Origin of the sequence: Bradyrhizobium sp. USDA 336 (assembly GCF_044908355.1) — a bacterium.
Taxonomy (GTDB): domain Bacteria; phylum Pseudomonadota; class Alphaproteobacteria; order Rhizobiales; family Xanthobacteraceae; genus Bradyrhizobium; species Bradyrhizobium yuanmingense.
This window is the reverse complement of sequence record NZ_JBIYDC010000002.1, coordinates 4279537-4305739: the sequence shown is the minus strand read 5'-3', so window position 1 is coordinate 4305739 and position 26203 is coordinate 4279537. Positions and strand designations below refer to the sequence as shown.

Sequence of the window (26203 nt, the reverse complement as noted above, 5' to 3'; positions counted from 1 at the left end):
ACTATGCATAAACGGCTCGCATTCATCGACACGCTGCGCGGCATTGCCGTGCTGGCCGTCCTGGTCCAGCACGTGTTCGAGGTCATCCTGGAAAAGCACCCGACGGGTGTTTATTACGGGCCCCTCCACGACATATTCGGCTACTACATGAACTTTGGCCGGTTCGGCGTCGTGTTGTTCTTCTTCGTGAGCGGCTTCGTCATTCCGTTCAGCTTCCCGGACAGCGCCACGCCTGTGCGGGATTTTACGATCAGCCGCTTCTTCCGGCTCTATCCGGCTTATTGGACTTCGATCGTTGTCGGGCTCGTGTCGGTGCAGCTGCTGGATTCGAAGAGTTTTCCGCTGGGGCAGATCGCCGCTAACGTGACGATGTTGCAGACTTTCGTGAACGTCCCGAATCTCTGGGTATTCTATTGGACGCTGGCGATCGAACTTTTGTTTTACGTCGGATGCACCATTCTCTTTGCGATGGGGCTGCTCAACCGGCGCTTCACGGCGGTGACCATCGTCGTTGCCGCCGCGCTGGTGGGAACCACAGCTGCACTTTTCGTTGAGAGTAGGGCAGTCTCCTCGGTGATGGAGGTCGGCTTGAACCTATCGGCGATGTTCCTGGGCAAGATCATCCGCGACACCGTCATTGGCGGCAAGCTGCGGTGGACGCATGTGACCGTCTGCACGCTTCTGTATGCGGTCTTCGCCGCCACCCTGTCCGACCGCCGGTTCGGCGGCGTGTATCAGGAGAATTTCTTCTACAGTTATTCGATCGGATCGGCCTATATCTGCGCGGCGGTTGTCTTCATCGGCTTTGCCGTGTTCGGCGAACGGATGGCCTGGCGCCCGATGGCATTCGTCGGCGTGATCAGCTATTCGGTCTATCTGATGTCGCCGTTCGCGATTGTCTACGTCCATCGCCTGGCATGGTTCGGCGACGGACCCCTCGGATGGTCGATCTTCCTGGTCGTCATCCTGGCATTGTCGATCCTCGTCAGTTGGATGACATACACGTTCATCGAGAAGCCCAGCATTTCCTTCGGGCAAAGATTCCGCTCCGCGCGAAGAAAGCCTGTCGTCCTCGAGCCAGTGCTCAGCACCCAGGGTGCCGCAGAGTGATCAAGGCACCTCACCAGCCGGGCGCCGCCTATGATGGATCGTTCCTTCCTTCGGTCCAGGGCCTTCGTGCCATCGCGGCGCTGAGCGTGCTGATGGATCATTTCTACGACATGCCGAAGGCAGGCATGTACGACATCCCCAATCCCGGTTTTCTGCCGCCGCTCTGGCCCTGGCTGCAGTCGGTGATCAATGTCGGCGGGCACGGTGTCGAGCTGTTCTTCATGATCAGCGGCTTCCTGATCCCGGCCAGTCTGATACGCCACGGTTCGCTGTCGCGGTTCTTCTTCGACCGCGTCCTGCGCATCATGCCAGTGTTCGTCGTGCTGCATCTTGCGCTGTTCGCGATCGGGCCGATCGTGGCCTACAAATTCTTCCGCGGCATCGATCTCACCAGCTATCTCGGGATCTTTGCGGCCAACCTGTTCTTCGTGCAGGACGCGCTCGGCCTGCCCATTGCCCAGCAGAATGCCTGGACGCTGACCTATGAGTGGGCGTTCTACATCTGGTTTGCGCTGACATTCTCGATGTGGCGCGCCGGCGGTAGGCTGCTGGCTGCGCCTCTGATCCTGCTGGGCGTGGCCTGCCTGATGCGCTGGCCTATCACCGCGTTCTTCTGCATCGGGATGCTGTTCAGCGCGACGGGATTTCGCATTTCCATTCCCGGACGGCTCGGTCTGGTCGCAGGGCTCGTCTGCGGGGCCGCGCTGTATGCGAGCCTGGTGCTGTTTCATCCGTTCGTGGGCCTCATTCCCGGATTTCTGCTGTTCGCCATGGTGCTCGCCCCGGAATCTGGCCTCGGGAAGGCCCTGAGCACGCCGGCGCTCCAATATATCGGCAAGATCAGCTACAGCCTCTATCTCGTGCACCCCTTCGTGCTCTTCCCCTTGCAAGTGGTTGGCCTGAAGCTGGTTGCCGCCGGCGTCGACCGCTGGCTGCTATGGGCGGCTTTCATCGGACTTGGGCTGGTGATGTCATTGGCTGCAAGTGCGATCAGCTATGAACTGATCGAGGTCCGGCTGAGGCGCTTGCTGGACGGCGCGTTCCGCAGCACGTTCTTTCGACCGCTGAAAGTGGGGCAATCGGCTTGAGAGAGCGCGTGTCGCGCTCACTTCACGGTACGACCGGCGAGCCTGTGATAGGATCCAAGCAACCGTTCGGCAATGTGGTCCCAGTTCAGAGGGCCGGCCGCGGTCTGCCGCGCGCCGTCAGCCAACGTTGCGGCGAGTGAATTCGACGTCAGCACGCGCTCGAGTGCATCGGCGAGCGCAGTGGCATCGCCGGGAGGAACCAGGAGACCATTGACGCCGTCCGTCACGACGTCGGGAATGCCACCGGTGGCGCTGGCGACGACGGGACGCGCATTCCCATAGGCGGATGCGAGCACCCCGCTTTGTGATGCATCCTTGTAGGGCAAGGCAACCACCGTAGCAGATTGAAATAGACGTCCGGTATCCGCAGGCGAAATGTAGGCATTGATGGTCTTGACCGTCGGCATTGCCTCCATCCGGGCGCCGAGCCGTGTCATCTCGGGGCCGCGCCCGGCGACGATCGCTTCATGCGTGACGCCGCGCTGGGCCAACATGTCGATCGCGTCGATGAAGACGTCGAGGCCCTTGTAAGCCCACATCCGTCCAAAAAACAGGATGCGTCCGGATTCGGGCTCGGTGAACGAGCTTTTGTCCGGCGGAACCATCAGCACGCCGTGCATGCTGGAAACCGTCTCGCCCTTGAAGTCGGGCGAGGCGCGATGAAAATCGGCAATGCAGCTCTCGCCGTGCGTCGTGACGATCGAGGCGGCCGCACGCATGCGCCCGCGCCAGGCATCTTCACGGGGCGAGGTGCCGGAGCCGCCCTCCGAGTGCGGGATAGCATCGTGAACGGTCAGTACCAAGGGAATGCCGAGCGGACGCAGGAGCTGAATCAGCTTGGACGTGTAGATCTCGGGAACTTCGTGACAATGGATCACGTCCGGGCGGAAGGAAATTATGTCGATGAACGAGGCAGGGATGCCGATTGCGCCGCCGCGCCGCAGACTGAGGTCGCGAATCCGTGTCTCGAACGGCGCCGTCACGGCGATATCGGCAAGCTCCCATTGCTGGTTCGCGTCTTTGCGGTTGAGCACAAGCCGAACGTCGCAATGATGCGCCAATCCCGATGCGAGGCGGTAGGAATATTCCGCAAAATGCGGCGCGTAGATGGCCACGCGGAGGCGCTTGGCCATGTTAGTTCTTTCCGCTCCAGAGGTCGATCGGGAATGCACTCATCAAGGCACGATGATCAAAGTTGAGGCGCGCAGCTCCCCCCATCTCGCGACCTTCGTCAATACTCGTCGCAAACTCGACGGCGAACCGGCCGGTGCCCTCATAATAGTCATGATACTTGAACTCGGCCTCTCCGCTGCTCAGCCGTACGTATCGAGCCGGTATCCCGAATGCCTCGGCGACGATGATGCCGTGGAGCGAGCTGGCCAGAACCAGTTCAGCTTCGAGAATGGCGTCAATTCGCCGGTTCCAGGATCCCAGCGGTGAGACCACCGTATCGGCGCCAGGGTCGACGAGACTCAAATCGTGCAAATTCGGAACAAACACCCACGGCTTCTTGGCAGTAGGGCGAAAACGATTTGGAAACAGCTGAGGAAGTAGCAACGCCGGATCTCCGAACACTTCGGGAACCGCGATGCCCCGGCGCTGCAGAACTTCCCGGGTACGGGGGCCGCGCACCGCTCGCACGTCCAAATTCTGCACGCGGTGGTTGAGGTCACCTTGGCCGGGGCGTCCGTTTACGCCGCTTCCCCAGATCACATCGCCATTTCGCGCGTAGTGGAGCACGGAGCCGATCGCGAACAAGCGCGCTTGCCGCGGCACCTCATCGGCGAGCGTATAGCCGAATTGCCGCAAGAGATGGTCAACGACAACGATCGAAAGATGATCACCGAAATTGATCGTTCCGTCGTCGGGACGCCAGAAGAACAAGTCCACGTGCGGATAGGGCAGTTGATGAATAAAGTCGCAGCCGACCTCGTTGATCAGCCGTCGTAGATTGCCTCGAAAATTCATGCTGCCTCGGATGTAGCTGCTTTCTTGCCGTAGTGTCCTCGTAAACAAGGCGACTATTGGACCATAGCAGCCAATGGCTCATCGACGGTTGTCGACCTAACCCCGAATTGTGACAGGCTTCCAATTGCGCCACGAGATTATCAAGCCGCGCTCGATCGTTTCGGGCGTCATTTGGTCGGCGCTCGATTCCGCGGTCGGGCAGGCGCTCACGCTCGCAATCTACATGATCATGGCGCGGCTGCTGTCGCCGCAGATTCTCGGCATCGTGGCAACGGGAGCGCTGGCGCTCGAGTTCTGCAGGGCAGTCCTGATCGAGAGCATTGCGATTGCCGTCCAGGCGCGTCCCGATCCGAAGGATGAGGATTACACTGCCTCGTTTTGGCTCATCGCGGGCCTCTCCTTGTTTGCAGCACTCGCACTGTTCGCCTCGAGCGGCGCCATCGAACGATTCTCGGGTCTTTCGGATATTGCCATCGTTCTCAAGGGATTTTGCATCGTGGTGGCTGTGCAAGGCCTGTCACGGACGCACGAAGCCTGGCTGACGCGCAATCAACTCTTTCGATCCCTCGCCATCCGTTCGCTTTCTTCAATCTCGGTTGGCGGAGCCGTAGGGATCGCGCTGGCGATACAGGGGTACGGGGTCCTTGCGCTGGTCGGACAGCTCGTCTCGACTTCGTTGATCTCGCTGGCCAGCCTTTGGATCCTGACGCCCTGGCGCCCTCGGCTCCGGGTCAGCCGGCAGGCTGTTATCGATCTCCTGAGCTATGCGCGCTACGTGGCGCTGACGGGAATCACGAACTTTGCCAATGCCAATTCCGATCTGATTTTCGTCACCTGGTATACCGGCGCCGCCGGCGCGGGCTTCTACAGCCTTGCCAAGCGCCTGGTCAACGCTGTGAGTACCGTGATCGGGAATGCGTTGAACCGCGTGTTCTTTTCGACCATCGCTGGCCTCCAGCATGACCGGGAAGCATCGCGTTCGACGCTGGTCGACTTCGTCAAGTACACGTCACTGCTGACGGCCCCGCTTTTCGCGGGCATAGCTGCTCTGGCGCCGGATCTCATCGCCGGTTTCTTCGGATCCAAGTGGGGCGAGGCCGCCCCTCTGCTCGCGATCATGTCGATCACCGGGTTCTTGACCACAATCGGCCTCTACAATCACTCTGTGATTCTGGCATTCGGCAAACCGCACTGGCAGACTTGGCTGACGCTGATCTACGCGGTTTCGAACATAACGATCTTCATCCTCGCTGCGCCATTTGGCCTTATCGCCATCGCTGTCGGCTACGTCGTTCGCGCCTTGTTGCTGTATCCACTGTCCGCCGGAGCCTCGATGCGGATCTTGGCGCTCGGCATCAGGCCCTATGCCGCGGCGCTGATGCCCGCACTTGCGGGCTCCGCGGTGATGGCATGCGCAGTCGTTGCTGCCTCCGTAACCATGCCGGCCGCGTCGCCATGGCTGCGTCTCGCCGCGCTCGTGCTGCTTGGTTCTTCGGTCTATCTTGCCGTTGTCATGGCGGTCGCCCGGCCGGCCGTGGTGCGGATATGCCAGGAAGTCTGGGGTCGTGTGCGGCGATCGTCTAAGACCTAGCCAGAATTCGGCTTGCACGCACCAGCTAGCTTGCGTTGGCCGCCTGTCTGGCCTCGGCAAGACCGAGCGGCTCGGGCTTCGGGACGCGGGCTGATCTTGCCCCGCCAGGCGCAAGCCGGTTGATCAATCTTCGAGCGGGATCTTCGACGTAGCGATATGTCACGTCGGCAACGACGGTCAGAACGATGCAGCAGACCAATGCAAACACCGGAAACATGCTTGGCTGAAGTCCGAAATAGTGCCAGGCCGGCTTGAAGAGCAGGATCAACAGCACTTCGTGCACCATGTAGATGGCATATGACGTGTTGCCGAGGCGGCCGAGCCAATCGGAGCCGGGAAACCGCGCGAAGGCGCTTTCTCCAATGGCTGTGACGAGGATTGCGAGAGAGAACAGTATGATTGCAAGGTCGGGCTTCGCAAAGAAGTTGAGGACCAGAACCGAGACGGCAAACAGCGCTATTCCGGCGAATGCGACCGGCTTCTTGCGATAGTCGCTCGAGAGCCTGAACAGGACAGTCAGGAGAATCCCGTTCAGGAAGCTCGGAAGCGCCCGTAAAATCCCGAAATCGAAAGTTGCCCCGTACATCTGCGAGCGCTCCTGCCAGATCGGCAGGTGAGCATGGGCAAGGATGCCGTAAGAGAGCGCGACGATGATCGCGAGCATCAGCGGCGAGATCTTCCCGGCCAGCAGCATGAACAATGGGAATAATAGGTAACAGAACAGCTCGGCGCTGATGGACCAAGCCGGCGAGTTGAAGCTGAGATGATCTGTGATACCCCACGCCTGCACGAGGAAGAGGTTTTGAATGAAATCCGTCCAGCTCGCGTGCGAGGTCGGACCGGATATGCCGATGAGAGCAAGCACGGCGAATATCAACAAGGTGAGCAGATGCAAGGGGTAGATTCGCGCGATCCGCCTGACGAGAAAGCGCGCATAGGAGCGCAGGCCTGTCGAGCTTGAAGGATAGGAGTAGGAGATCACGAACCCGGACAGGATGAAGAACATGTCCACGAACAGGCCATAGGACCCGTTCCAGGCCGGTGAGATGCCCTTGTCGATCAGCTTCAGGTGGAAGATGAAGACCCCGAGCGCGGCGACGAAGCGGTAGAAGTCGAGAACGACAAAACGTCTTGCTTCAGTGGCTTCCATCGGGCCTCGGAGTCCTTGCGCGGTTCGTTTCCCTTCTAGAGTCGAATTGTGACGCAAGTTCGCAAGCGCGGCGGCCCGCCCGAATTCATGGGGCCTATCCAATTGCGAATGGGAGTCAGCTCTGCTCATCGATGAGGCAGGCGACAAACGAACAGAGCCGGGACCCTGCACGGTCCCGGCTCCCTTAGCGCTGTTGGCGCCCGTTTGGGCAGATTTCGCCGTGCTTAGACGAACACGAAGTCGTGGCTGGTCAGGCTGGAGACGTAGACGTTCTTCAGCAGAATCGAGTCGGTGGCCGAGAACGTGATGAGCGCGTTCGTGCCGGACTGCGTGATCTGGAGGTGGCTGTAGTCCTCCGCCAGCAGTTTCGAGATCGCGATGGTGTCGTGTGTCGTCCCGCTGCCGGCCTGGAAGTTGAGGATCTGGTCCTGGCCGTGGTCGTACGCGATGGTCGTCGAGTTCGGCGCCGCCGAGAACACGTCATTGCCGGCCCCGCCCTGGATCGTCACGCCGCTGGCGACGGCCGTGACGTTGTGGGTGCCATCGGACTTGGTCTGATCGATGAACTCGAGCGCCTTGGCGGTGTTGTAGCTCTCGTGCTGCGTGACGCCGGCCTGTCCGTTGAAGTTGAACAGGAAGACGTCCCTCGAGCCGTCGGCGTGGCTGGCGATCTCCTGGGTCTTGATGCCGGCGCTGTTATAGATGTCGGTCAGCTTGCTGCCGTCATTGTTGATGACTTGCGTATAGTCCAGAGTGCCGTCGGCGTGGGTCCTTGTGATCTCGACGATCTTGCCCGAGGCATCGAGGTGCTGGTGCTGCGTCGTGTAGGACTGGCCTGTGATGTTGTAGTTCCAGTTGTCCGACGTGCCGTCGGCGTTCTTGATATAGGCAGCGGTCTTGATACCGCCGGTGTAGACCGTGGTGGAACTGTAGCCGTCGCTCTTGGTCGTCACCTCGCTGGCGATAATTCCTTTGGCGTCATACCAGCCCGAGGTCTTGGTGCCGTCGGCGCTCTGCACAAGGGTGAATGCCAGGCTGTCGTCGGCGTGGGTCCGCACGATGTGCGTAAGGAAACCGGTGGTATCGTAGGTATCGTGCTCTTTCGTGTAGTTCTGACCGACGACGTTGAAGAGATAGACATCCCTCGAGCCGTCGGAGTGATAGTCGGTTTGTGTCTTCTTGAGGCCTGAAGCGTCGTAATTGGTCACGACGCTGCCACCGTCGCTGCCGACGACCTGGGTATAGTCGAGCGTGCCGTCGGCGTGCCAGCGGGTCACCTCCGTCGTCTTGCCGGTCGGATCGAGATGCTGGTGCTGCGTGGCATAGCTCTGGCCGGTGATGTTGTAGGTGTAATTGTCTTGGCTCAGGTCGGCATTGGTGATGTAGGCCGCAGTTTTCAGGCCGTTGGTATAGACCGTTGTCGAGCTGTAACCGTCGGCCTTCGTGATCACCTCGCTGGTGAGGACCCCCTTGGCATCGTACCAGTCCGTCGTCTTGGTCCCGTCCTTGCTCTGCACCAGCTTGAACGCCATGCTGCCGTCCGCGTGCTTCCGGATCAGCGTCGTGAGGAAGCCGGTTGCATCGTAGACATTGTGTTCGGTCGTGTAGTTCTGGCCGGTGATGTTGTAGAGGAAGACGTCCTTGCTGCCATCAGCGTGGTACTCGGATTGCTTCGTCCGTACTCCCGTCGAGTCATAGATGGTGACGACGCTGCTCCCGTCGTTGTTGACGACCTGGGTATAGTCGAGCGTGCCATCCGCGTGCTTGCGGGTGACGGACGTGACCTTGCCGGACGGATCGATGTGCTGGATCAGCGTGGTGTAGCTCTGGCCGGTGATGCCGAAGGCATAGTTGTCCAGGCTGCCGTCGGCGTTCTTGATATAGGCTTTAGTCTTGACGCCGTTGCTGTAGAGGGTTGTCGAGGTGAAGCCGTCGGCCTTTTGGACCACCTCGCTGGTGAGGCTGCCGGCGGCATTGTACCAGTTGGTCGTCTTGGTGCCGTCGGCGGTCTGCATCAGCTCGAAGGCCAGGCTGCCGTCGGCATGCAGGCGCGTCAGGGTCGTGAGGAATCCGGTCGAATCGTAAACGTCGTGCTGGGTCGTATAGTTCTGGCCCTTGATGTTGTACGTCCAGACATCCTTGCTGCGATCGGCATGGTAGGCGGTCTCGATCAGTTTCACTCCCGTAGCGCTGTACAGCGTGATCACGCTGCTGCCGTCGCTATTGTAGACCTGGGTCGAGTCCAGCGTGCCGTCGGCGTGGCTGCGGATCACCGAGGTGACCTTCCCGGAGGCGTCGAGGTGCTGCACCTGGGTGGTGAAGCTCTTGCCCGTGATGTTGTAGGTATAGTTGTCCTGCGAGCGGTCCGCGTTCTTGACATAGGCGGCTGTCTTCACGCCGTTCGTGTAGAGCGTGGTGGAGTAATAGCCGTCGGACTTCTGGACGACTTCGCTCAGCAGGGTGCCGGCCGTGTTGTAGGTGTCGGTTGTCCGGGTTGCGTCGGTTCCGACATGAACGAATTTCGTCTGCACGCCGCCGGTGTAGCTGATCACGTCTTTGGAGCCGTCGCTGTGGACGATGGTGGTCGAGGTCGGCTGTCCGCTTGAATTGAGGCCGGTGTCGGATTTCGAGAGCAGCTTGCCGCTCGAATCGTAAGTCTTCGTGCTGGTCCAGGTCGCCGCCGAGTTCGTTACCGAGAACGTATATCCGCCCTGGATCTTGGACAGCGCGTTGCCGTAATGGGCGATCATGTAGTCCATGGTCGCTTTCGAGGCGACCTGCAGGACGTGGGAGTCGGTCAGGGTGATTGTCTGCAGCGCCGTCGAGTCGCTCAGATCGGACAGTTGCGGCACGATCTCCGCAGCCGTTCCGGTGACGCTGGTCCTTGTGTCCGGGGCGGGCGGCGTAGTCGGGGGCGCGTCGATCTCGATGATCACCGGGTGATCGCTGACCGGAATGGTGATGGTGCTGACGTCGGTGTAGCTGGCGATCGCTGTGGTGCCGGTCAGCGTGTCGTACACCTTCACGGTATGATGGACGGCGCCGAGGTTCACCGTCACCGTCTGGGCCGCATTGGACAGCTCGGTATCGGTGGCATCGTTCCAGAGCTTCGGCTCGGCCCAGACGACGAGTTCGTAGGCGCCATTGCTCTTGCCGAGCACCATGCTGTTGCCGGTGGCCGGCATGTTGCTCAGCGTGTAGTTCAATGGGTCAGTCGGCTGCAGGCCGCCCTTGCCGTCGTCGGCCAGAATGGTCGTCAGGTTGTGAATCGCCGTCGCGGCGAGCTTGGGCGTGCCGTCGGAGTTGAACAGGCCGAAATTGGCTTCGGGATTGGTGTTGGCGGCAGACGAGTCGCGGTCGAACAGCTCGTAGAGGTAAGTCGCGCTCGCGCCGGCCTTGTAGGCGACGACCAGCGTGTTCAGGATCGATTTGGCCTGCACCGTCTCGTTGACGCCGAGATACTGGGTATTGTTTTGCGTGGTATAACCGGTTTCCGTGATGACGACGGGCTTTCCCGGTGCCGCGCCCATGACGGCGCTCAGCGTCGCCGCAATGGAGTTGCTCGGATTGAGGCCGGTGCTGACATAGGCGTGGGCGTTGGCATAGTCGACCGAGCCCGACATGTTGCCGAGCTGGCTGTAGCCTTGCGGATCGTTGTAGGCCAATGACAGATTGTAGACGGGGATGCTGGCGAGCGCCGCGTTGGAATTGACGGCCTGATAGAGCGCGCTCTGGAACTGAGCCGCGGCCGAGAGGCTGGAGCTGCCATTGTAGCTGAAGGGCTGGTGATTGGCCTCGTTGAGACCCTCGATGGCGATGATGCTGCCCGCGTGGGTCGCCGCGAACTTCTCGAGCGAGGCGATGTACTTCTGAAGTCCGGCCGTCCCCGTCTGCGGCAGGGCGGAGGAGACCAAGAAGTCGAACTTGTAACCGGCCGCGGCGAGGCCCTCGACCACCGGTTGCGCAGCGGGGCTCGTCCCCATCGCGTCGCGGAGATGGGTGACGCCGATATATTCGAGGCTGTCGGCCATCAGCGCGAGGTTGTTGTAGCCGGTCCATCCGAAACCGGCGTGCGTATTGACGCCGATGGAGTTGATGAAGCCGCTGGCGGACAGGATGGTTTGATCAGACATTGCAAACTCGAGTTTGAGCGCGAACGAAATTGCTCGCAGGGATTTGCGTCGAAGCTTCTCTGTCGAGTGTGAATTTCAGATAAAAATCGAAGCTACAAATCGCGAGTGAAATGCGGTTCCTTGCGCAGGAACAGCTCGACTCGTGTTGCAGCAGAATGCTGATGCGATGCCCGTGCAGGATGGCGTGAGAAAGGCGCTTTCAAGATTTCCACGATTCACGCTGCTAAATATATGCGCAGGCGGTGCGAGTTCGATCCAATGCTTCGGCTTGAGAGCGTGTCATACGAACGCGGCGCTGGGGTGCGACTCTTCGTCTGCGTCATCGGATTGCACAGGGAGTCGGCAGATGCCATTTTCACGGGCGAGTAATTTGACAGATTCTATCGCGTTGGTTGCGTCCGTATTTTCCCGGATACTGCCATTTGGTTGGACCGGGGAGGCGCAATGGTTCCGTCCAGGAACTGAATCAGCGCGGTGGCCCAACGGCTCAGTTGCTCGCACGCTGCGTTCCGATCCATGCCGGTGCGGCGAATTAGTCGCGGCGGGCCAACATCAGAAAATCTCCGCGCCAACCGATAACGGCTGTCGCGATTCCGGCGATCAAGATCTTGCCGGCAAGCCATGTCGCGGGCTCGGTCGGCATCGCGCCGAGTGATCCGATCAGGACGGCGGCCACCACCGCCTGCGCGACCAGTGACCAGCGCGGGAATGCCTCGAACCGCAGGGTCGGACCGAGCGCAACCACGATCGTCGCGAGCGTGGCGAGGCAAGCGCAGCCGACCGCCTGTTGCGGCGACAGGCCGGCCCATGCCGCGGCCAGCGCAACGGCAGCGACGATCGCGAGCTGGCCGGCCGCGACGATCACGAGCCTCGTTGCGAGCTTCTCCAGGTGCGGAACGACCGCGACGGTCGCCTGGAGATGCGTGTGCAGGAAATAGAAGACGGCCACAACAGGTGCCGTCGTCAGGAAGCCATCAAGGCTCTCCCGCGGCACCAGGATACGGGCTGCATCCGGAATGAAGCCGACGAGACCGCCGAGCAGCACGAGGGTCGTGCAGACCATGAACTCGAACATCCGCCGCGTCGATTGCACCGACTTCATGACGGTTCCGTGCTCGAAATCCTTCACGACATCGGGATAGCTCACGGTGTGGATCGCTGCATTGAGGACCCAGAACGGGCGTTGCAGCAGGTCGAGCGCGATCGAAAATCCGGCGCCGGCGCCCGTCGCGCCCAGCCGGCCGATGATGATGAAGCGGAGCAGCACCGGCACCGAGAGATGGATGACGGACGCACCCGCCGCCAGCATGCCGTAGCGGGAGAAATCCTTCCAGTCGGCCAGCATCGTCCGCAGCGGAACGCGCTCCAGGGGGGTGCGATAGGCCACCAGCCCCGCGAGCAGGCCCAGGGCGTGGCCCGCACTGACGCCGAGCAGCGCCGCTTCCGCCGTTCCCCAAATCGCCGCACCCGCGGCGGCTCCGGTCAGAAGGGCGGTAGCGCGAAACGCCAGGAGAGAGGAGGCGACACCCAGCCGGTCGGACAGGCGGACCGACAGCAAATAGAGGTCGGTCAGGCCCTGAAGCACGGAGATGCCGAGGCCCAGCGCGATGATCCCGGCCGGGAGCACGCTGGCCAGAGATGCGCAGGCGCCGACCACGACGAGCGCGCCCGCGCTCGACAGGCCCGCGGCAAAGAGCGACCACCTCAGCCGCGCCGCCTCGTTCTCCCCGGCTGCTGCCAGGAAACGCAATCCGGCGAGCTGCAGCCACTCGAACATCAGGACGCAGAGCAATTGGCTCGAGGCCAGTGCCAGCGAGAAATTGGTGTAGTCGGCGGCGGGCAACAGATGACTGATCGCGAAGATCAGGATGATCGCCGCGGCGCTCTGATAGAGGTAGCCCGCCATCGCGAAGAGGCGTGTCATCTCGGAATGAGGCGCTCCTTGCCGACGGCCCGCGGCGCTTCAGTCGTTGCTGCGCGCACGCGCGACATTCGCTGCTCGCGCAATTGTTCATACAGATTCTTGTATGACGACAGCACGTCGGCAAATATCCATTTGTTGGTATCCGCAATGAGGCGCCGGCTGATCTCGTCGATCTTGTGCGGATCGGAGGCGACTGCGAGCATGCTGTCGGCCAGGGATCGAGGATCGGCTTCAGTCAGCCAGCCGGTCACGCCATGCTCGATCACTTCGGGCATGCCGCCAAAGCGCGTTCCGAGCAGCGGCCTGCCGGCCGCCTTGGCGTCGGCGACGACGAGCGGACCAGGGTCGTGCCAGATCGAGGGGGCAATCACCACGTCGACCTGCTTGTAGAAATCGTCCGGCACCACGAATCCCATGAACTCGATACGCGCATCCGGCGCGAGCGCCCTGAGGCGCCGTTGTTCCTCGTCGCTGACGCGACCGGCGATCAGCATCCGGATGCGATCCCGGGGCAGCATAGCAAGTGCCCGCATCAGATTGTCGATGCCCTTCTCCTCAGTGAGCCGGCCGATGAACCCGAACGTCACTTCCGTGGTGCAGACCGGGCGAGGGTAGGGCTCGCGCGGCGGCTCGGTCGAGGCGTTGCGGATCACGGTGCGGATCGGCGTCTCCGCGAACATGCCCATGTCGGTATGAATAGACAGCACGCGCTCGCTCACGCCGACCACGGCGCTGAGCCAATGCGTCGCCCGCTTGCGATGGAAGGTCAGGATGCTGCAGCTCGTGCAGGTGTGCTCGCAGGAGCGTCGCTTGTCGAAGCGCGAGCAGCGCGGACAGGTCAGATAATAGTCGTGAAGCGTGTGCAGCACCGGCACGCCGAGCTGGGCGGCAACGCGCCAGATCGCGGTGGTCAGACCGGACAGATTGTTAGAGTGCAGCACGTCCGGCTTGAAGGCCCGGATGCGTTCCGCGATCAGCGGCGCCTGCATCTGCCAGTCGTCGACCGCATGCCAGATGCTGCGCAAGACGGCGTTCTTCTGCTCCGTGAAGGGCCGGTAGATGTTCTGGACCGGCGCGGAATAGACGTTGATGCCGTTGCAGCTTTCGCGCTCCTGCCCAGGAGACGATGCGGCCCGGATCACCTCGACCTCGTCTCCGCGTTGCACCAGGCCTTCGGCGAAGCGCCGTGCGAAGATCTCTGCACCGCCGACGATCTTAGGGGCCTGAGGCGTCGGATAAAGCGTGGACGTCAAAAGAACTTTCATCACTGAACCTCATGTTTTGCAAAATCGCGCTTACCGCGCCGGCCTTATCTCCAAAGCGGGCATGGCACCGTTGCTCGCTGCAATGAGGACCGGCGTGGTCGAAACCGGAATCCAGGCACCGGACGCAGGTCTTGCGGCCGAGTCGCACGGCATCGCAAAGGTTGCGCCGTCCTGATCGCCCTTGATCCGGACCTCGTAACGCCGCTCGGGAGTCTCGGACCACACCGCAACTCTGGCGCCGGACGTCGTCGTTGCATTGATCGACACGACGCCGGTGGCGAGCTCGCGCTTCTCGGCGCTCAGGCTGGAGCGGATGAAAGCCCAGGCGCCCTGAACCGCGCAGGCGACGGGCTTCGGCGAATTGTCGAAACGGTAGAGCCCGAAATTGTGCTCCAGGTCCGATGCGTCCTTTCCACTGTCCTTGAGTTCGTAGAACCACATTCCTTTGAGCCAGCGCGCCGCGGTCGATGCCCACAAGATGAGCTGTGCCGTATTGTCGGACTGGGCTTGTTCGCTGACGCCGCATTTATTGGTGGCAGCCGTGGTCCACCCGGTCTCGGTGACATAGATCGGAAAATCGGGGTTTCCGCTGGCCTGGCCGACCAGGCGGTGAAACGCCGTGAGCCGCTCTATGATTTCGGCCGAGGTGCGTTTGCTCGGGCCCATGCAGAAATTGTAGAGATGGATCGATGCGCCGTCGGCATACTGCAGAATGCCCGTCCGCAGCATCCTCTCGGTCCATGTCCAGCCCAGATCGTCGCCGAGCGCGCCGACCAAAAACGGCGCATTTGGCGCCACCCGCTTGACAACCGGCCGCGTGACCTCGGCAAGCGCCCGATAGTTTTCCGGCGAGAACGCAGGATCTTTCTTCGCCGCCAGGTTCCATTCGTTCCAGAGCTCGAACAGCGGATGCTGCGCCACCACCGATTGCGCCGCCGCCGCCGCATAATCGGCGAATCGCTGCCGCGCCTCGTCGGTCGTCGGTGGCGAGGAATTCGGAACGAGATGATGGCCGAAGGCGAGGATCAGGAGAGGGCGCGCGACGCCGGCCTTGACCTGCGCTTCGAGCCTGCCCAGTCGGGGTGTGAAGCCCATCCGGCGTCCCCCAACCTCGAACTCGGACCAGGGAAAATCATCGCGAAAGGAATTGAGACCGAGTTGCTTGATCTGGGCGACGTTTTCCGAAGGCACGTATCCGCGCGCGCTCACCGGGCCGCCCAGCCCCTGATGCGTGCCGACCCCGAGCAGGAATCGGGCATCGAGCGGTTGCGCCTGCTGTGCGCAGACCGAGACCGGAAGGAGAATGGATGCGATGAGGCTCGCGAGGCGGAGACTGTCGCGAACCAAGGTGCGTGGGAGCGGTGCAGCCATCAGAAATTCTTGGAGAGATCCGACTGCAGCGCCGCCTTCGCTTCGACGGGCGTCTGGTCGTCCTGAAGCAGCTCGACATAGACCTGCTGCAATTGCGCATGCGTCTTCTCGACGTCATAGAGCTGCTTGAACCGGTCGTAGCCGCGCTGCCCCAGCACCTTGAGATCGAGATCGAGTGCGCGCCGGAAACCATCCACGAGCGGCTGGACCGCGACGGGTTCGCAAAGCACGCCGGTCACGCCATCGACGACGATCTCGGGCAAAGCTCCGCTACGGAACGCAAGGATGGGCTTGGCCGCCCGCATCGCTTCGAGCGCAACGAGGCCAAAGGCTTCCCAACGTGACGGAATCACGACGAGGTCGGCGGCCTCGAGCTGGGTCTCGATGGTCGGGCGGTCGAGCCAGCCCAACAGGGACACGTTGGACGGGACGGTCGGACCTTCGTACTTGTTGACCACGGAGGCGCCGATCATGCGGACGTCCAGCACATCCTCGAGCGCGCGTGCCGCTTCGATCAGCAGATCGAACCCCTTCTGCCGGTCCAGGCGTCCGATGAACAGCACCTTGACCTTCTTCGAGGTCCAGTCAGCCGCGACGGGCTGCGGCGTGCGGCTCTTCGAGATGCCGTTGTGGACCACGGTGAGGCGGTCGGCAGGAATTCCCGCGCGCACCGCCTCGCTATACTCGTCGCCGGAGATGCAGATGATTCGGTCCGAGGTGCGCGCAAGCAGGTTCTCCGCGGTCTTCGTCAGCTTATGACTGAAGCGGCCGGTGTCGCGCGAAAATGCCCAGCCGTGCGGACAATAGACGACGCGCGGTCCGCCCGAGCGGGCTGCGAGCGCGGGCCGGAGCACGAGCCCTGCAAAGGAAGAATGCAGGTGCACCACGTCCGGTCTGAAGGCATCCAGCGCTTGCATGCTGGCACGCAGCATCTGGAATAGGCCGGCGACGCTGCGGCCGGATCGTTCGAATGTTGTAATCTGGTTGTCATCGATCGCACCGAGGTCGCCCCGATGATCCGACGGTACAACATAGTGCACGTTCTCGGCACCGAAGCTGGCCTGCTGCTGAGGATGCAACTCGTTCAGATAGCTCGCGATCCCGCCACGGATTGTTTCGGCGATGTGCAGCACTTTCATCGTTTGCCTTGCGTAGGGCCGCGTTGGAGAGCCGGACATCTGTATCCCTGTTCTGTGTTCGCTAGTGCGAAACACAGTTCCTCGAATACGTAGCGATATTGGGGCAGCGATGTGGTGATGTTGCGCCAAGGCACTCGTGCTTGCGATCACCGCAAGAACGAAGAAAAAGAATCATGGAACCAGGCAAAGAGCTGCGAGTTGCAAACCGTTTGTGCAAGAACCGTTGCGCGCGATAGGCGAACCGCGCCTCGTTTCACGCAGCGCTGGCGACGTTCGCCGGCACTGCGAGGTGATCGAGCAACGTCTTCGCCGATTTCTTCCACGAATAGAGTGCAAGGCGATCCTGTTGCCGCCGGCGTTCCTGGTCCGAGATCGCGCCGATTGCCAATCTTTCGAGCATGAGCTGCTTCAGCGCATCGGCATCAGTGGCGTCAAAATACGCAGCCGCGTCGCCGCACGTCTCCACGACGGCGTCGGCCCTCGAGGCGATCACCGGGCAGCCGAAGATCATGGCTTCGAGCGGCGGCACGCCGAACCCCTCGTAGAGCGAGGGAAACACGAAGGCCGATGCGTGCGCATAGAGCGCGGCAATCTCGCTGTCGGTCAGACGGCCGGCCAGCACCAGGCCGGAAGCCCCTTCGCCCGAATTATCCTGAAAGACCTTGCTGTTATCGCCGCCGACAATGACCAGGGGAACGTCGGCCCGGTCGAGCAGCTGGATGGCGCGGATCGCGACGGACAGATTCTTGTTCTTGGTTTTCGAGCCCACGAAGAGGAAGAACTTCTGCGGCTGAACGCCAAGTCGGGCCAGGATGCTGGGATCGGGCTTCGTGGCTGCAAAGTGCTCGGCGCTGTTGGGGAAGACGGGAATGCGCGATGCCGAGAGATTCAGCACGTCCGCAAGCTCCTTGCGGGAAAATCCCGACACCGTTGCGATGCTTGCGTGCCGCGCGAGCATCCGGCCCATCGTGCGATGGACGGTCAGATAGCGCCAATTGAAGAAGTCGGGCCTGCGAAAGACCTGGGCGTCGTGAAGCACGACAATATGGTCGCGATGGAAGACAGGCCCGGAATTGGCCAGGCTGATCAAGCGGCCTCCGGCGGCAGCGCGGGCGAGATCGATTTGATCCCACGCGTGCCCATGCAACCGGCCGACAGCGCGAATCTTGATCCGGTCGAGATTAAGTTCCTCGCTTGCATCCGCGGGCTTCAACAATTGCCAGTCTGCGTTGCGCAGCGAGGCCGGAATCTGCTCCGACGCGAGCAGCACGTCGATTGCCTTGACCATTTCAGCGGCATAGCGCTGCACGCCCGTGAGCTTTTGCGACAGAAAGCGGCCGTTGATGAAGAATTTCAATTGAGGACCACGATGGTTCATGGAGTTCCGGCCGGGTTCGCGGGGAGCTCGCGGTGGAGGAGCCGCACGTGAGCAATCGTTAGGTACAGAAATATGACGCAGCCGGGCATGGCTCGGAGGCGCCGCCTGCATGGCCCGGCGTCGCCTTGCTGCGTGCCAGGCCGGGGTGTAGAGGTCGGCCATGACCGATGACACCCACTCCTTCCGCTGCGGCTCGCTCACCGCGACCGTCAAGGCGCACGGCGCCGAGCTCTGCTCGCTGAAGGGCGGCGGCACCGAATTCCTTTGGCAGGCGGGGCCGGAATGGCCGCGTCACGCGCCGCTGCTGTTTCCGATCGTCGGGCGCCTTGCCAACGACGAATTGCGGCATCAGGGCAAGACGTATCGGATGACGCAGCACGGCTTCGCCCGCGACAGCCGCTTTGCGTGGGCAGAACGCGGCGAGAGCCGTTGCACCCTGGTGCTCGAGGACAATGAGACGACGCGCGCGCTCTATCCGTTCCCGTTCCGGCTGACGGCGGCCTATGCTCTCGATGAGTCCGGCCTCGATCTGACGCTCACGATCGCCAACACCGGCAAGGAGACGTTGCCGGCCTCGCTCGGCGGTCATCCCGCCTTCAATTGGCCGCTGCAGCCCGGCGCGGCGAAGGAGAGCCATGCGCTGACTTTCGCGAGCGCCGAACCGTCTCCGGTCCGCCGTCTCGAAGGTGGATTGCTGCGGCCGGCAGCGGAGCCGAGCCCGGTCAAAGGCACCTCGCTTCCCTTGTCGGACTCCCTGTTCGTCGACGACGCCATCATCCTTGACCGCATCGAGAGCACTTCGGTCCGCTATGCCGCGGCGGGAGGTGCATCGACCGGGCCATGGCTGAAAATGTCCTGGCGCGGATTTCGCGAGCTCGGCGTCTGGTCGAAACCGTCAGGCGCGCCGTTCCTCTGCATCGAGCCCTGGCGCGGCTACGCAAGTCCCGCCGGCTTCCATGGCGAGTTCGCCGACAAGCCGGGACTGATGCACATCGCGCCGGGCGCTGAGGAAGAGTTATCCTACCGGATCGAGGTCGGATCGTCCTGACGCCGAACGGCTTCCGCACGCATGATTTGTTGCGGCGCGCGTGCTTCGATCTTCGATCATCCTCAGACCTCGATGCGCGTGAGATCCTCGCCGACCACGACGGGTCCTGCATAGTCCCGCCTGACGTCATCAAGCAATGCGTTCAGCATGGCATCGTCGGTGCGCGGACGGTGATGGGTCAGCGCGAGCTTCTTGACGCCGGCTTTGGCCGCGATCTTCCCGACGGTGTCGCCGCAGGCGATCGTATATTTCGCGAGCCGGCGCAAATGTTCGTTGTTGATCTCCGGCGTGGCGAGGAAGCAGCACTGCACCAGCAGGTCGGCTCCCTCGGCCAGCCGCTCGAGCCCGGGGCAGGGGACGGTGTCGCCGGAAATAGCAATGACCTTGCCTTCCGCTTCGAAGCGATAGCCGAGACACATCCAGCGCGCCAGAAAGGCCGGCGACATGTCGAGGCCGTCGCCATGCGAGACCAGTTCGGCACTGATCTTCCAGCGACCGGTGTCGACCACGGGGCCTGGAATGATGTCCGTTGCGGCGACGGGCTTCCAGCCGCCGAAGGTCGGCTCGCCCTGGTCGCGCCAGGCGATGTCCTTGTCGTAGACCTGCGTGACCAGCGTGTTGACGAGGCGTTCGGTCTCGGGCGGCCCGTAGACGCGCAACGCGTCCTTGCGCCCGTGCATCCACGAATTCAACATCACATCGTAGAGATCACCGATGTGATCGAAATGGTGATGGGTGAGGAAGACCGTGTTGATGGCGCCGAGCGGCACGCCCGCCTTGTGAAGCTGCACCATGACGCCACGACCGGCGTCGAACAGGATGTTCTCCTCGCCAAGCCTTATCAGCGTGGTCGTCGCCATGCGGCGCGGGTCCGGGCGCGGGCCGCCGGTGCCGAGCAGTATGACCTCCATGCGCCACCTCCGAGTGCAGGCTTTTGGAGGCACAGTAGATGCGAAGCTCACAGGGGAGCAAGCCGCAGGCGGCCGCTCGAAGTACGAGCTGATGTTCCGAATCGAGAGGCTGTCGGCGCGACGGTGCGCGGAATGAGAATTGTGGGCCAATTCATACTTAATGTGCCAAGAGCATGACCAATATTGTTTGCGCATCACAACGCGCCTAGTATCGCGGCAGGCAATTTCGGGGGCTCGAACAGGCTGTGAATGTCCGTTCACATGACGGCGCGTTGCGCGGCGACTTGAATCTGCAGGTCGGGACGCAGGCACATGGGACCGCCAGGACGGCGGTAGCTTCCGGTCGGCCGCGAGCGGCTGATCGTCGTCGAGGACGATCCGGTCACGCGGACCATGCTGGTCGACTATTTCAGCGACAACAATTTCGACGTGGTCGGCGCCGGCACCTGCACGGAGTGCCGTCAGGCGCTGCGCGCGCACCGATCTCGTCTTCCTCGACGTGCAACTGCCTGACGGGGACGGCTTCAAGCTCGCCAAGGAGATCCAGGCCACCAGCAACGCGGGCATCATCTTCGTGACGCGGCGCGACACCGACGTCGACCGCATCCTCGGCCTCGACGTCGCCGGCGACCATTACGTCACCAAGCCGATCAACCTGCGCGATCTGCTCGCGCGTGCGCGCAGCGTGCTGCGGCGTCGTTCGATCGACTGCAAGGCGGCGCGCAGCCACAATTCGATCGCGTTCGGCGACTGGATCATCGACCTGACCCGGCGCGAATTGCTCGGAAACGACGGCAAGCCGGTTGCGCTGACGCGCGTCGAATTCGACCTGCTGGCGGCGCTCGTCGGCGCCGACGGCAGGCCGCTCAGCCGCGACTATCTGATCGAGGTGGTCAGCAACCGCCAGGCCGAGGTCGACATCCGCACCGTCGATGCGCTGGTGGCGCGGCTGCGCCGCAAGCGCGTCGGCAGCGGCACGCCCGTGATCGCGACCGTCACCGGCGTCGGCTACAAGCTCGCGCTCAGCGAGCGGCTGTAGCGCATGATCCGGAAAAGCGTGCAGCGGTTTTCCGGCAAGATCATGCTCAGACAATAGGACATCGCCGTCAGCGCGACGCGACGCGCTTCCAACGTGCTTCGATGCGCGCCTTGATCTGGCCGACCCTGGCCTCATGGGCGGCCCAATAGGCGCGGCTGGCGGCCGCGGTGCCTTGACGATAACGGGCATAGACCGCCTTGGGCTGCACCGGGATTTTCGGGCGGCTCGCCGGTTTCACGGGCGCCGCAGCCGCAGCCGCAATCGCGGGCGCCGGATCCGGCGCAGCCGCAGCTTCGGGCCGTTCCGGCATCGCGCTCATCGCGACAAGCCGGTTGCGGGCCCGGTTGCAATAGACCTGCGACCGCGCGGTCATCTCCTCTTCGCCATGACCCGCCCGGTATTTCATCAGGGCGCGGCAGAGATCCCCGCCCGAAAGCCGCCAGGCCTCGCTGAGATAGAGCACCCCGTAATGGATGTTGATATCAGGCTCTGCCAGCTCCGCGTTGCTGCCGCGGAAGCCCAGCATCGCCGCGGTCTCGGGGCGCACCTGCATCAGGCCGATTTCGCCCGCGCTGCCGATGACCGCCGGGTTGTAGCCGCTTTCGACGAAGACGACCGCCTCGGCGATATCGGCCGGCAGATTGGTGTTCTTGGTTTCCCTCTCGATGATCTTCCGGATCGTGGCCCGCGACGACGGCGTTTCGCCGGCGCCGAGCTCGCTGCTGCCGTCGGCCGCATGTGCGCCGATCGGAGTCGACACGAGCAGGACGACCGCGACGTGCTTCCACGTCGCGCCGAGAATGAAGCGTGCCCGATCCCGCAGCATGGGCTTGTCATAGAGCGCCGGAGTTAACAAACCGGCCTCAGGCGTGTGTGCGTCACGGTCGCGCGCGGGCGCTCTGGTCGGTGGAACTGGCCTGCGACGGCTCCGCCAGCTGGTCATCGACCGCATAGAGCGTGCAGCTGGGCGACCATTTCATGCAGGCTGCCAGCGAGTCGCGCCGGGCCTCCTCGGTCGTCGCACGGCCGCTGCGCCAGCCGTAGCCGCCGTTCGGCGATACCGCAAAAGCCTTGTGCGGCAGCAGGCTGGCGAGATAGCGCGCGAACTCGGCCCGCGCGGCCTCGTTGAGCTGGCGTGGCGGCGGCAGCGGATCGGGCAGGCTCAGGAGGTCATGGCCGAGCCCGCGCTCGCGCAGGAAGGCGTCGAGATACGGCGTCCATTGCGGCCGGCCCGCGACCGAATAGAGATAATGCCCGTCTTCGCCGTAAGCCGGTGCCCCCACGAAGCTCGCATTGCCGCCGCCGGCGCGAAACCCGTCATGAAGCCGGCGCGCGAGATCGGGACCGAAATAGGAATCGTTGCTGGCATAGACCCACAGCATGGGCACGCGCGAGGTCTTGCCGAAGGTGGCGAAGGCCTGCACCAGCCCATCCGGATTGCAGACATCGTCGTCGTTGCGCGAGCCGCGGCCGCCGGCAAAATTGATCGCGGCGACGAGGCCCGCCGGCGCCTGTGCGCTCAGCGCCACCGTTGCAAGGCCGCCTGCGGAATGGCCGGCCGCGATCATGCCCGATGTCGTCACGTCGGCCCGGTGCGCCATCGCATCGATCGCGGTGCGCAGATCGGCAACCGCGACGGCGGCCGCCGGCAGGTACGCGGCCCTTGCGCAACTGCCGACGCTGTCGACGCGCCCGCCCGGCGAGGTGCCGTAGCCGCGCCGCATCACCACCAGCGCCGCAAAGCCGCGCCGGGCGTATTCCAGCGCGATGCCGTAATATCTGTGCGCCGACATGGTCGCGCGGTCCTCGAACTTGCGCGGCGATCCGTGGCTGAGCAGCGCCAGCGGATAGCGCTTGGTCCCGACTGGTCGGACCAGAAAGGCCTCCAGCCCCTGCGGTCCGGCCTCCGCCATCGGGATGCGCAGGTTCTCGGTGTAGAACTCCGCGGCGCGCGCCGGTGCACCGGCCAGGGCGAGGCCGGCGATCAGCACGAGCAGCTTGCGCGAAGGGATCATGAGACGATTCGAAAGGGCGGTGCTGCCGAGCATAGCACGAAGGCCGCTCATCGGGACTGCAGCGCCCTCAAGGAACGCCTTCCCGCTCGCGCGTGTTGTGCTCTTGGCGGGGGCTTGGCCGATGCTATGGTGTCCCGCACTCACGACAGGACGAGGGTATTCCAGTGGCTGATGTTCATCCCGCGGCGGGCAAGCAGGCCTCGCCGGACGCGCTCACCAATATTCCGCGGCTGGTGACGGCCTATTTCGCCGGCAAGCCGGATGCGTCCGATCCGGCACAGCGCGTGGCATTCGGCACGTCGGGCCATCGCGGCACCTCATTCAAGAACACCTTCAACGAAGGCCACATCCTCGCCACCACGCAGGCGATTTGTGATTACCGCAAGGAGAAGGGCCTGACCGGCCCGCTCTTCATCGGCATCGATACCCATGCGCTGGCCGAGCCGGCGCTTGCAAGCGCCATCGAGGTGTTCGCCGCCAACGGCGTCGAGGTCATGATCGACAAGGATGGCGGCTACACGCCGACGCCCGTCATCTCGCATGCGATCCTCACCTATAACAAAGGCCGCACCAGCGGCCTCGCCGACGGCGTCGTCATCACCCCCTCGCACAATCCCCCCGAGGATGGCGGCTACAAATACAATCCGCCTCATGGCGGCCCGGCCGATACGGACGTGACCGCTGCCGTCGAGAAGTGCGCCAACGCCTATCTCGCCGGCGAGCTCGAGGACGTGAAGCGCATCGACTATGCCAAGGCGCGCAAGGCCGCCAATGTCCACGCCTACGACTTCATCACGCCTTACGTCGCCGATCTCGGCAATGTCGTCGATCTCGACCTCGTCAAATCCGCCGGCGTCAAGATCGGCATCGATCCGCTCGGCGGCGCCGCCGTGCATTACTGGCATCCGATCATCGAGCGCTATGGCCTCAACGCAACGGTCGTGAACGAGGCGATCGACCCGACCTTCCGTTTCATGACGGTGGACTGGGACGGCAAGATCCGCATGGACTGCTCCTCGCCCTACGCGATGGCGAGCCTGATTGGCATGCGCGACCGCTTCGACGTCGCCTTTGCCAACGACACCGACGGCGACCGCCACGGCATCGTCACGCGCTCCGGCGGGTTGATGAATCCGAACCATTATCTGGCGACCGCGATCTCCTACCTGTTCGCGCACCGTCCGGATTGGGGCAAGGATGCCGCGATCGGCAAGACCGTGGTGTCGAGCTCGATCATCGACCGCGTCGCCAAGAAGCTCGGCCGCAAGCTGGTGGAGACGCCGGTCGGCTTCAAATGGTTCGTCGACGGCCTCGTCACCGGCGGCTTCGGCTTCGGCGGCGAGGAGAGTGCAGGGGCCTCGTTCCTGCGCCGCGACGGCGCGGTGTGGACCACCGACAAGGACGGCGTCATCCTCGGCCTGCTCGCTGCCGAGATCATGGCCAAGACCGGCCGCGATCCCAGCCAGATCTTCAATGATCTCACCGCCGAGTTCGGCATGCCGCATTACGCGCGCATCGACGTCGCCGCCACCGGGCCGCAGAAGAACATCCTGAAGTCCCTGACGCCAGAGCAGCTCGGCCTCAAGGACCTCGCCGGCGATCCCGTTCGCGCGACGCTGAGCAAGGCGCCCGGCAACGGCCAGCCGTTCGGCGGCATCAAGGTCGAGACCGATTTCGGCTGGTTCGCGGCGCGCCCGTCCGGCACCGAGGACGTCTACAAGATCTACGCCGAAAGCTTCCGCAGCCCCGAGCACCTGAAACGGATCCAGGAGGACGCCCAGGCGGGCCTAGCCAAGGTGTTCGCGGCGTAAGTTGTTCCGAGAGGTCGCCGCTGTCTTACCCTCCCCTGGAGGGCCCTCCCTCCAGGGGAGGGTAAGCGGAGCCGGAGCCGGACGCGGTCATCCCCCGCTATGTATACAATCAAAAGGATAAAGGTATTGAGGTAGAGCTAATTCTATCTTGAACAATTCCATCCTTTAGCTATTGTATACATAGCGTATTCATAAGCCGTGGGAGTGAGACATGACGAAACCCTTCCCCATGAACGCCTGGTACGCCGCGGCGTGGGACGCCGACGTCAAGGCGGCGCTGTTGCCGCGAACGATCTGCGGCAAGCATGTCGTGATGTATCGTAAGGCCGACGGCACGGTGACCGCCCTGGAGGACGCCTGCTGGCATCGCCTGGTGCCGCTGTCCAAGGGCCGGCTCGAAGGCGACACCGTCGTCTGCGGCTATCACGGTCTGAAGTACAATGCGCAGGGCCGCTGCACCTTCATGCCCTCGCAGGAGACCATTAATCCCTCGGCCTGCGTGCGTGCCTATCCCGTGGTCGAGCGTCACCGCTACGTCTGGCTCTGGATGGGCGATCCCGCGCTCGCCGATCCCGCGCTCGTCCCCGACATGCACTGGAATCACGATCCGGCCTGGGCCGGCGACGGCAAGACCATCCACGTCAAATGCGACTACCGCCTCGTGCTCGACAATCTCATGGACCTCACCCACGAGACCTTCGTGCACGGCTCCTCCATCGGTAACGACGCCGTCGCCGAGGCGCCGTTCGACGTCACCCACGGCGAGAAGACGGTAACGGTGACGCGCTGGATGCGGGGCATCGAGCCGCCGCCGTTCTGGGCCAAGCAGCTCGGCAAGCCCGGCCTCGTCGACCGCTGGCAGATCATCCGCTTCGAGGCGCCGTGCACCATCGCGATCGACGTCGGCGTCGCGCCGACAGGGACCGGTGCACCGGAAGGCGACCGCTCGCAAGGCGTCAACGGCTTCGTGCTCAACACCATCACGCCGGAGACCGAGAAGACCTGTCATTACTTCTGGTCCTTCGTCCGCAACTATCGTCTCGGTGAGCAGCGCCTCACCACCGAGATCCGCGAGGGCGTCTCCGGCATCTTCCGCGAGGACGAGCTGATCCTCGAAGCGCAGCAGCGCGCGATGGACGAAAACCCCGACCGCATCTTCTACAACCTCAACATCGACGCCGGCGCGATGTGGTCGCGCAAGCTGATCGATCGGATGGTGGCGAAGGAGAACGCCCCAAAGCACCTTCAGGCCGCGGAGTAGA

At 62.9% G+C, this 26203-nt stretch carries 18 protein-coding genes and 1 pseudogene; 7 read left to right on the top strand and 12 right to left on the bottom strand.

What is annotated here, in order from left to right; translation table 11 throughout:
- Positions 1 to 3 precede the first annotated feature (3 nt).
- Together ABIA45_RS21025 and ABIA45_RS21020 are read left to right on the top strand one after the other, a co-directional pair.
- Positions 4 to 1110, top strand: coding sequence for an acyltransferase family protein (locus tag ABIA45_RS21025; protein WP_404653458.1), 1107 nt, complete (start codon positions 4 to 6; stop codon positions 1108 to 1110).
- Entirely contained in the window at positions 1107 to 2198 is a 1092-nt protein-coding gene (locus tag ABIA45_RS21020) for an acyltransferase (protein ID WP_225151646.1), read from the top strand. The genes ABIA45_RS21025 and ABIA45_RS21020 overlap by 4 nt, the downstream gene beginning before the upstream one ends.
- A 17-nt stretch (positions 2199 to 2215) precedes the next feature.
- Here ABIA45_RS21020 and ABIA45_RS21015 read toward each other — a convergent pair whose 3' ends face one another.
- Together ABIA45_RS21015 and ABIA45_RS21010 are read right to left on the bottom strand one after the other, a co-directional pair.
- Positions 2216 to 3331 carry a glycosyltransferase family 4 protein gene (locus tag ABIA45_RS21015; RefSeq protein WP_157286758.1) on the bottom strand — a complete coding sequence of 372 codons (1116 nt, stop codon included), beginning with the start codon at positions 3329 to 3331 and terminating at the stop codon, positions 2216 to 2218.
- Position 3332: 1 nt separating this feature from the next.
- Positions 3333 to 4166, bottom strand: a complete 834-nt coding sequence (locus ABIA45_RS21010) for a polysaccharide pyruvyl transferase family protein (protein ID WP_271538494.1) — start codon at positions 4164 to 4166, stop codon at positions 3333 to 3335.
- 124 nt (positions 4167 to 4290) lie between these two features.
- On the opposite strand from ABIA45_RS21010, the gene ABIA45_RS21005 reads away from it, so the two are divergent.
- Positions 4291 to 5757, top strand: coding sequence for a lipopolysaccharide biosynthesis protein (locus tag ABIA45_RS21005; RefSeq protein ID WP_404653455.1), 1467 nt, complete (start codon positions 4291 to 4293; stop codon positions 5755 to 5757).
- Positions 5758 to 5782: 25 nt separating this feature from the next.
- On the opposite strand, the gene ABIA45_RS21000 is transcribed toward ABIA45_RS21005, so the two are convergent.
- From ABIA45_RS21000 to ABIA45_RS20970, 7 genes are all read right to left on the bottom strand, one after another.
- A complete protein-coding gene (locus tag ABIA45_RS21000) occupies positions 5783 to 6907 on the bottom strand; it encodes an acyltransferase family protein (RefSeq protein ID WP_404653454.1) in 1125 nt (374 codons plus the stop codon).
- Positions 6908 to 7131: 224 nt separating this feature from the next.
- On the bottom strand, positions 7132 to 11040 hold the full coding sequence (locus ABIA45_RS20995) for an RHS repeat protein (protein WP_404653452.1): 3909 nt from the start codon (positions 11038 to 11040) through the stop codon (positions 7132 to 7134).
- Between the two features lie 532 nt (positions 11041 to 11572).
- Positions 11573 to 12964: a hypothetical protein gene (locus tag ABIA45_RS20990; protein ID WP_404543478.1), complete on the bottom strand. Its 1392-nt coding sequence runs from the start codon at positions 12962 to 12964 to the stop codon at positions 11573 to 11575.
- The gene (locus ABIA45_RS20985; RefSeq protein ID WP_404653451.1) at positions 12961 to 14229 is read right to left on the bottom strand and encodes a glycosyltransferase family 4 protein; all 1269 of its coding nucleotides are present in this window, start codon (positions 14227 to 14229) and stop codon (positions 12961 to 12963) included. The genes ABIA45_RS20990 and ABIA45_RS20985 overlap by 4 nt, the downstream gene beginning before the upstream one ends.
- Positions 14230 to 14259: 30 nt before the next feature.
- The gene (locus ABIA45_RS20980) at positions 14260 to 15600 is read right to left on the bottom strand and encodes a hypothetical protein (RefSeq protein WP_404653450.1); all 1341 of its coding nucleotides are present in this window, start codon (positions 15598 to 15600) and stop codon (positions 14260 to 14262) included.
- Positions 15600 to 16739, bottom strand: a complete 1140-nt coding sequence (locus ABIA45_RS20975) for a glycosyltransferase (RefSeq protein WP_128262957.1) — start codon at positions 16737 to 16739, stop codon at positions 15600 to 15602. Before ABIA45_RS20975 ends, ABIA45_RS20980 begins: the two co-directional genes overlap by 1 nt.
- 253 nt (positions 16740 to 16992) lie before the next feature.
- Complete coding sequence (locus tag ABIA45_RS20970) at positions 16993 to 18096, bottom strand: glycosyltransferase family 4 protein (protein ID WP_404546335.1); 1104 nt, start codon at positions 18094 to 18096, stop codon at positions 16993 to 16995.
- A 181-nt stretch (positions 18097 to 18277) separates the two neighbouring features.
- Between ABIA45_RS20970 and ABIA45_RS20965 the strand changes: the two genes are divergently transcribed.
- Positions 18278 to 19165, top strand: a complete 888-nt coding sequence (locus ABIA45_RS20965; RefSeq protein ID WP_404653448.1) for an aldose 1-epimerase family protein — start codon at positions 18278 to 18280, stop codon at positions 19163 to 19165.
- Between the two features lie 62 nt (positions 19166 to 19227).
- Here the strand turns inward: ABIA45_RS20965 and ABIA45_RS20960 are convergent, their stop codons facing one another.
- Positions 19228 to 20076, bottom strand: a complete 849-nt coding sequence (locus tag ABIA45_RS20960) for an MBL fold metallo-hydrolase (protein ID WP_404543470.1) — start codon at positions 20074 to 20076, stop codon at positions 19228 to 19230.
- Positions 20077 to 20321: 245 nt separating this feature from the next.
- Here ABIA45_RS20960 and ABIA45_RS20955 point away from each other — a divergent pair.
- Positions 20322 to 21115: pseudogene (locus ABIA45_RS20955) on the top strand (response regulator).
- Positions 21116 to 21182: 67 nt separating this feature from the next.
- Here ABIA45_RS20955 and ABIA45_RS20950 read toward each other — a convergent pair.
- On the bottom strand, positions 21183 to 21941 hold the full coding sequence (locus ABIA45_RS20950; RefSeq protein ID WP_404653446.1) for a transglycosylase SLT domain-containing protein: 759 nt from the start codon (positions 21939 to 21941) through the stop codon (positions 21183 to 21185).
- A 52-nt stretch (positions 21942 to 21993) separates the two neighbouring features.
- Positions 21994 to 23130 carry an alpha/beta hydrolase family protein gene (locus tag ABIA45_RS20945; protein ID WP_404653444.1) on the bottom strand — a complete coding sequence of 379 codons (1137 nt, stop codon included), beginning with the start codon at positions 23128 to 23130 and terminating at the stop codon, positions 21994 to 21996.
- 164 nt (positions 23131 to 23294) lie between these two features.
- On the opposite strand from ABIA45_RS20945, the gene pgm reads away from it, so the two are divergent.
- Both pgm and ABIA45_RS20935 read left to right on the top strand, forming a co-directional pair.
- Positions 23295 to 24941, top strand: a complete 1647-nt coding sequence (gene pgm, locus ABIA45_RS20940) for a phosphoglucomutase (alpha-D-glucose-1,6-bisphosphate-dependent) (RefSeq protein ID WP_404653442.1) — start codon at positions 23295 to 23297, stop codon at positions 24939 to 24941.
- Positions 24942 to 25152: 211 nt separating this feature from the next.
- On the top strand, positions 25153 to 26202 hold the full coding sequence (locus ABIA45_RS20935; RefSeq protein ID WP_271538465.1) for an aromatic ring-hydroxylating dioxygenase subunit alpha: 1050 nt from the start codon (positions 25153 to 25155) through the stop codon (positions 26200 to 26202).
- Position 26203 lies beyond the last annotated feature (1 nt).

Bases quoted from the DNA above. Each gene is read 5' to 3' on its own strand.
- ABIA45_RS21025 (WP_404653458.1), top strand. From the start codon at position 4: ATGCATAAACGGCTCGCATTCATCGACACGCTGCGCGGCATTGCCGTG.
- ABIA45_RS21010 (WP_271538494.1), bottom strand. From the start codon at position 4,166: ATGAATTTTCGAGGCAATCTACGACGGCTGATCAACGAGGTCGGCTGC.
- ABIA45_RS20990 (WP_404543478.1), bottom strand. From the start codon at position 12,964: ATGACACGCCTCTTCGCGATGGCGGGCTACCTCTATCAGAGCGCCGCG.
- ABIA45_RS21000 (WP_404653454.1), bottom strand. From the start codon at position 6,907: ATGGAAGCCACTGAAGCAAGACGTTTTGTCGTTCTCGACTTCTACCGC.
- ABIA45_RS20980 (WP_404653450.1), bottom strand. From the start codon at position 15,600: ATGGCTGCACCGCTCCCACGCACCTTGGTTCGCGACAGTCTCCGCCTC.
- ABIA45_RS20965 (WP_404653448.1), top strand. From the start codon at position 18,278: ATGACCGATGACACCCACTCCTTCCGCTGCGGCTCGCTCACCGCGACC.
- ABIA45_RS21015 (WP_157286758.1), bottom strand. From the start codon at position 3,331: ATGGCCAAGCGCCTCCGCGTGGCCATCTACGCGCCGCATTTTGCGGAA.
- ABIA45_RS20945 (WP_404653444.1), bottom strand. From the start codon at position 23,130: ATGATCCCTTCGCGCAAGCTGCTCGTGCTGATCGCCGGCCTCGCCCTG.
- ABIA45_RS20960 (WP_404543470.1), bottom strand. From the start codon at position 20,076: ATGGAGGTCATACTGCTCGGCACCGGCGGCCCGCGCCCGGACCCGCGC.
- ABIA45_RS20950 (WP_404653446.1), bottom strand. From the start codon at position 21,941: ATGCTGCGGGATCGGGCACGCTTCATTCTCGGCGCGACGTGGAAGCAC.
- ABIA45_RS20975 (WP_128262957.1), bottom strand. From the start codon at position 16,739: ATGAAAGTGCTGCACATCGCCGAAACAATCCGTGGCGGGATCGCGAGC.
- ABIA45_RS20985 (WP_404653451.1), bottom strand. From the start codon at position 14,229: ATGAAAGTTCTTTTGACGTCCACGCTTTATCCGACGCCTCAGGCCCCT.
- ABIA45_RS20995 (WP_404653452.1), bottom strand. From the start codon at position 11,040: ATGTCTGATCAAACCATCCTGTCCGCCAGCGGCTTCATCAACTCCATC.
- ABIA45_RS20935 (WP_271538465.1), top strand. From the start codon at position 25,153: ATGACGAAACCCTTCCCCATGAACGCCTGGTACGCCGCGGCGTGGGAC.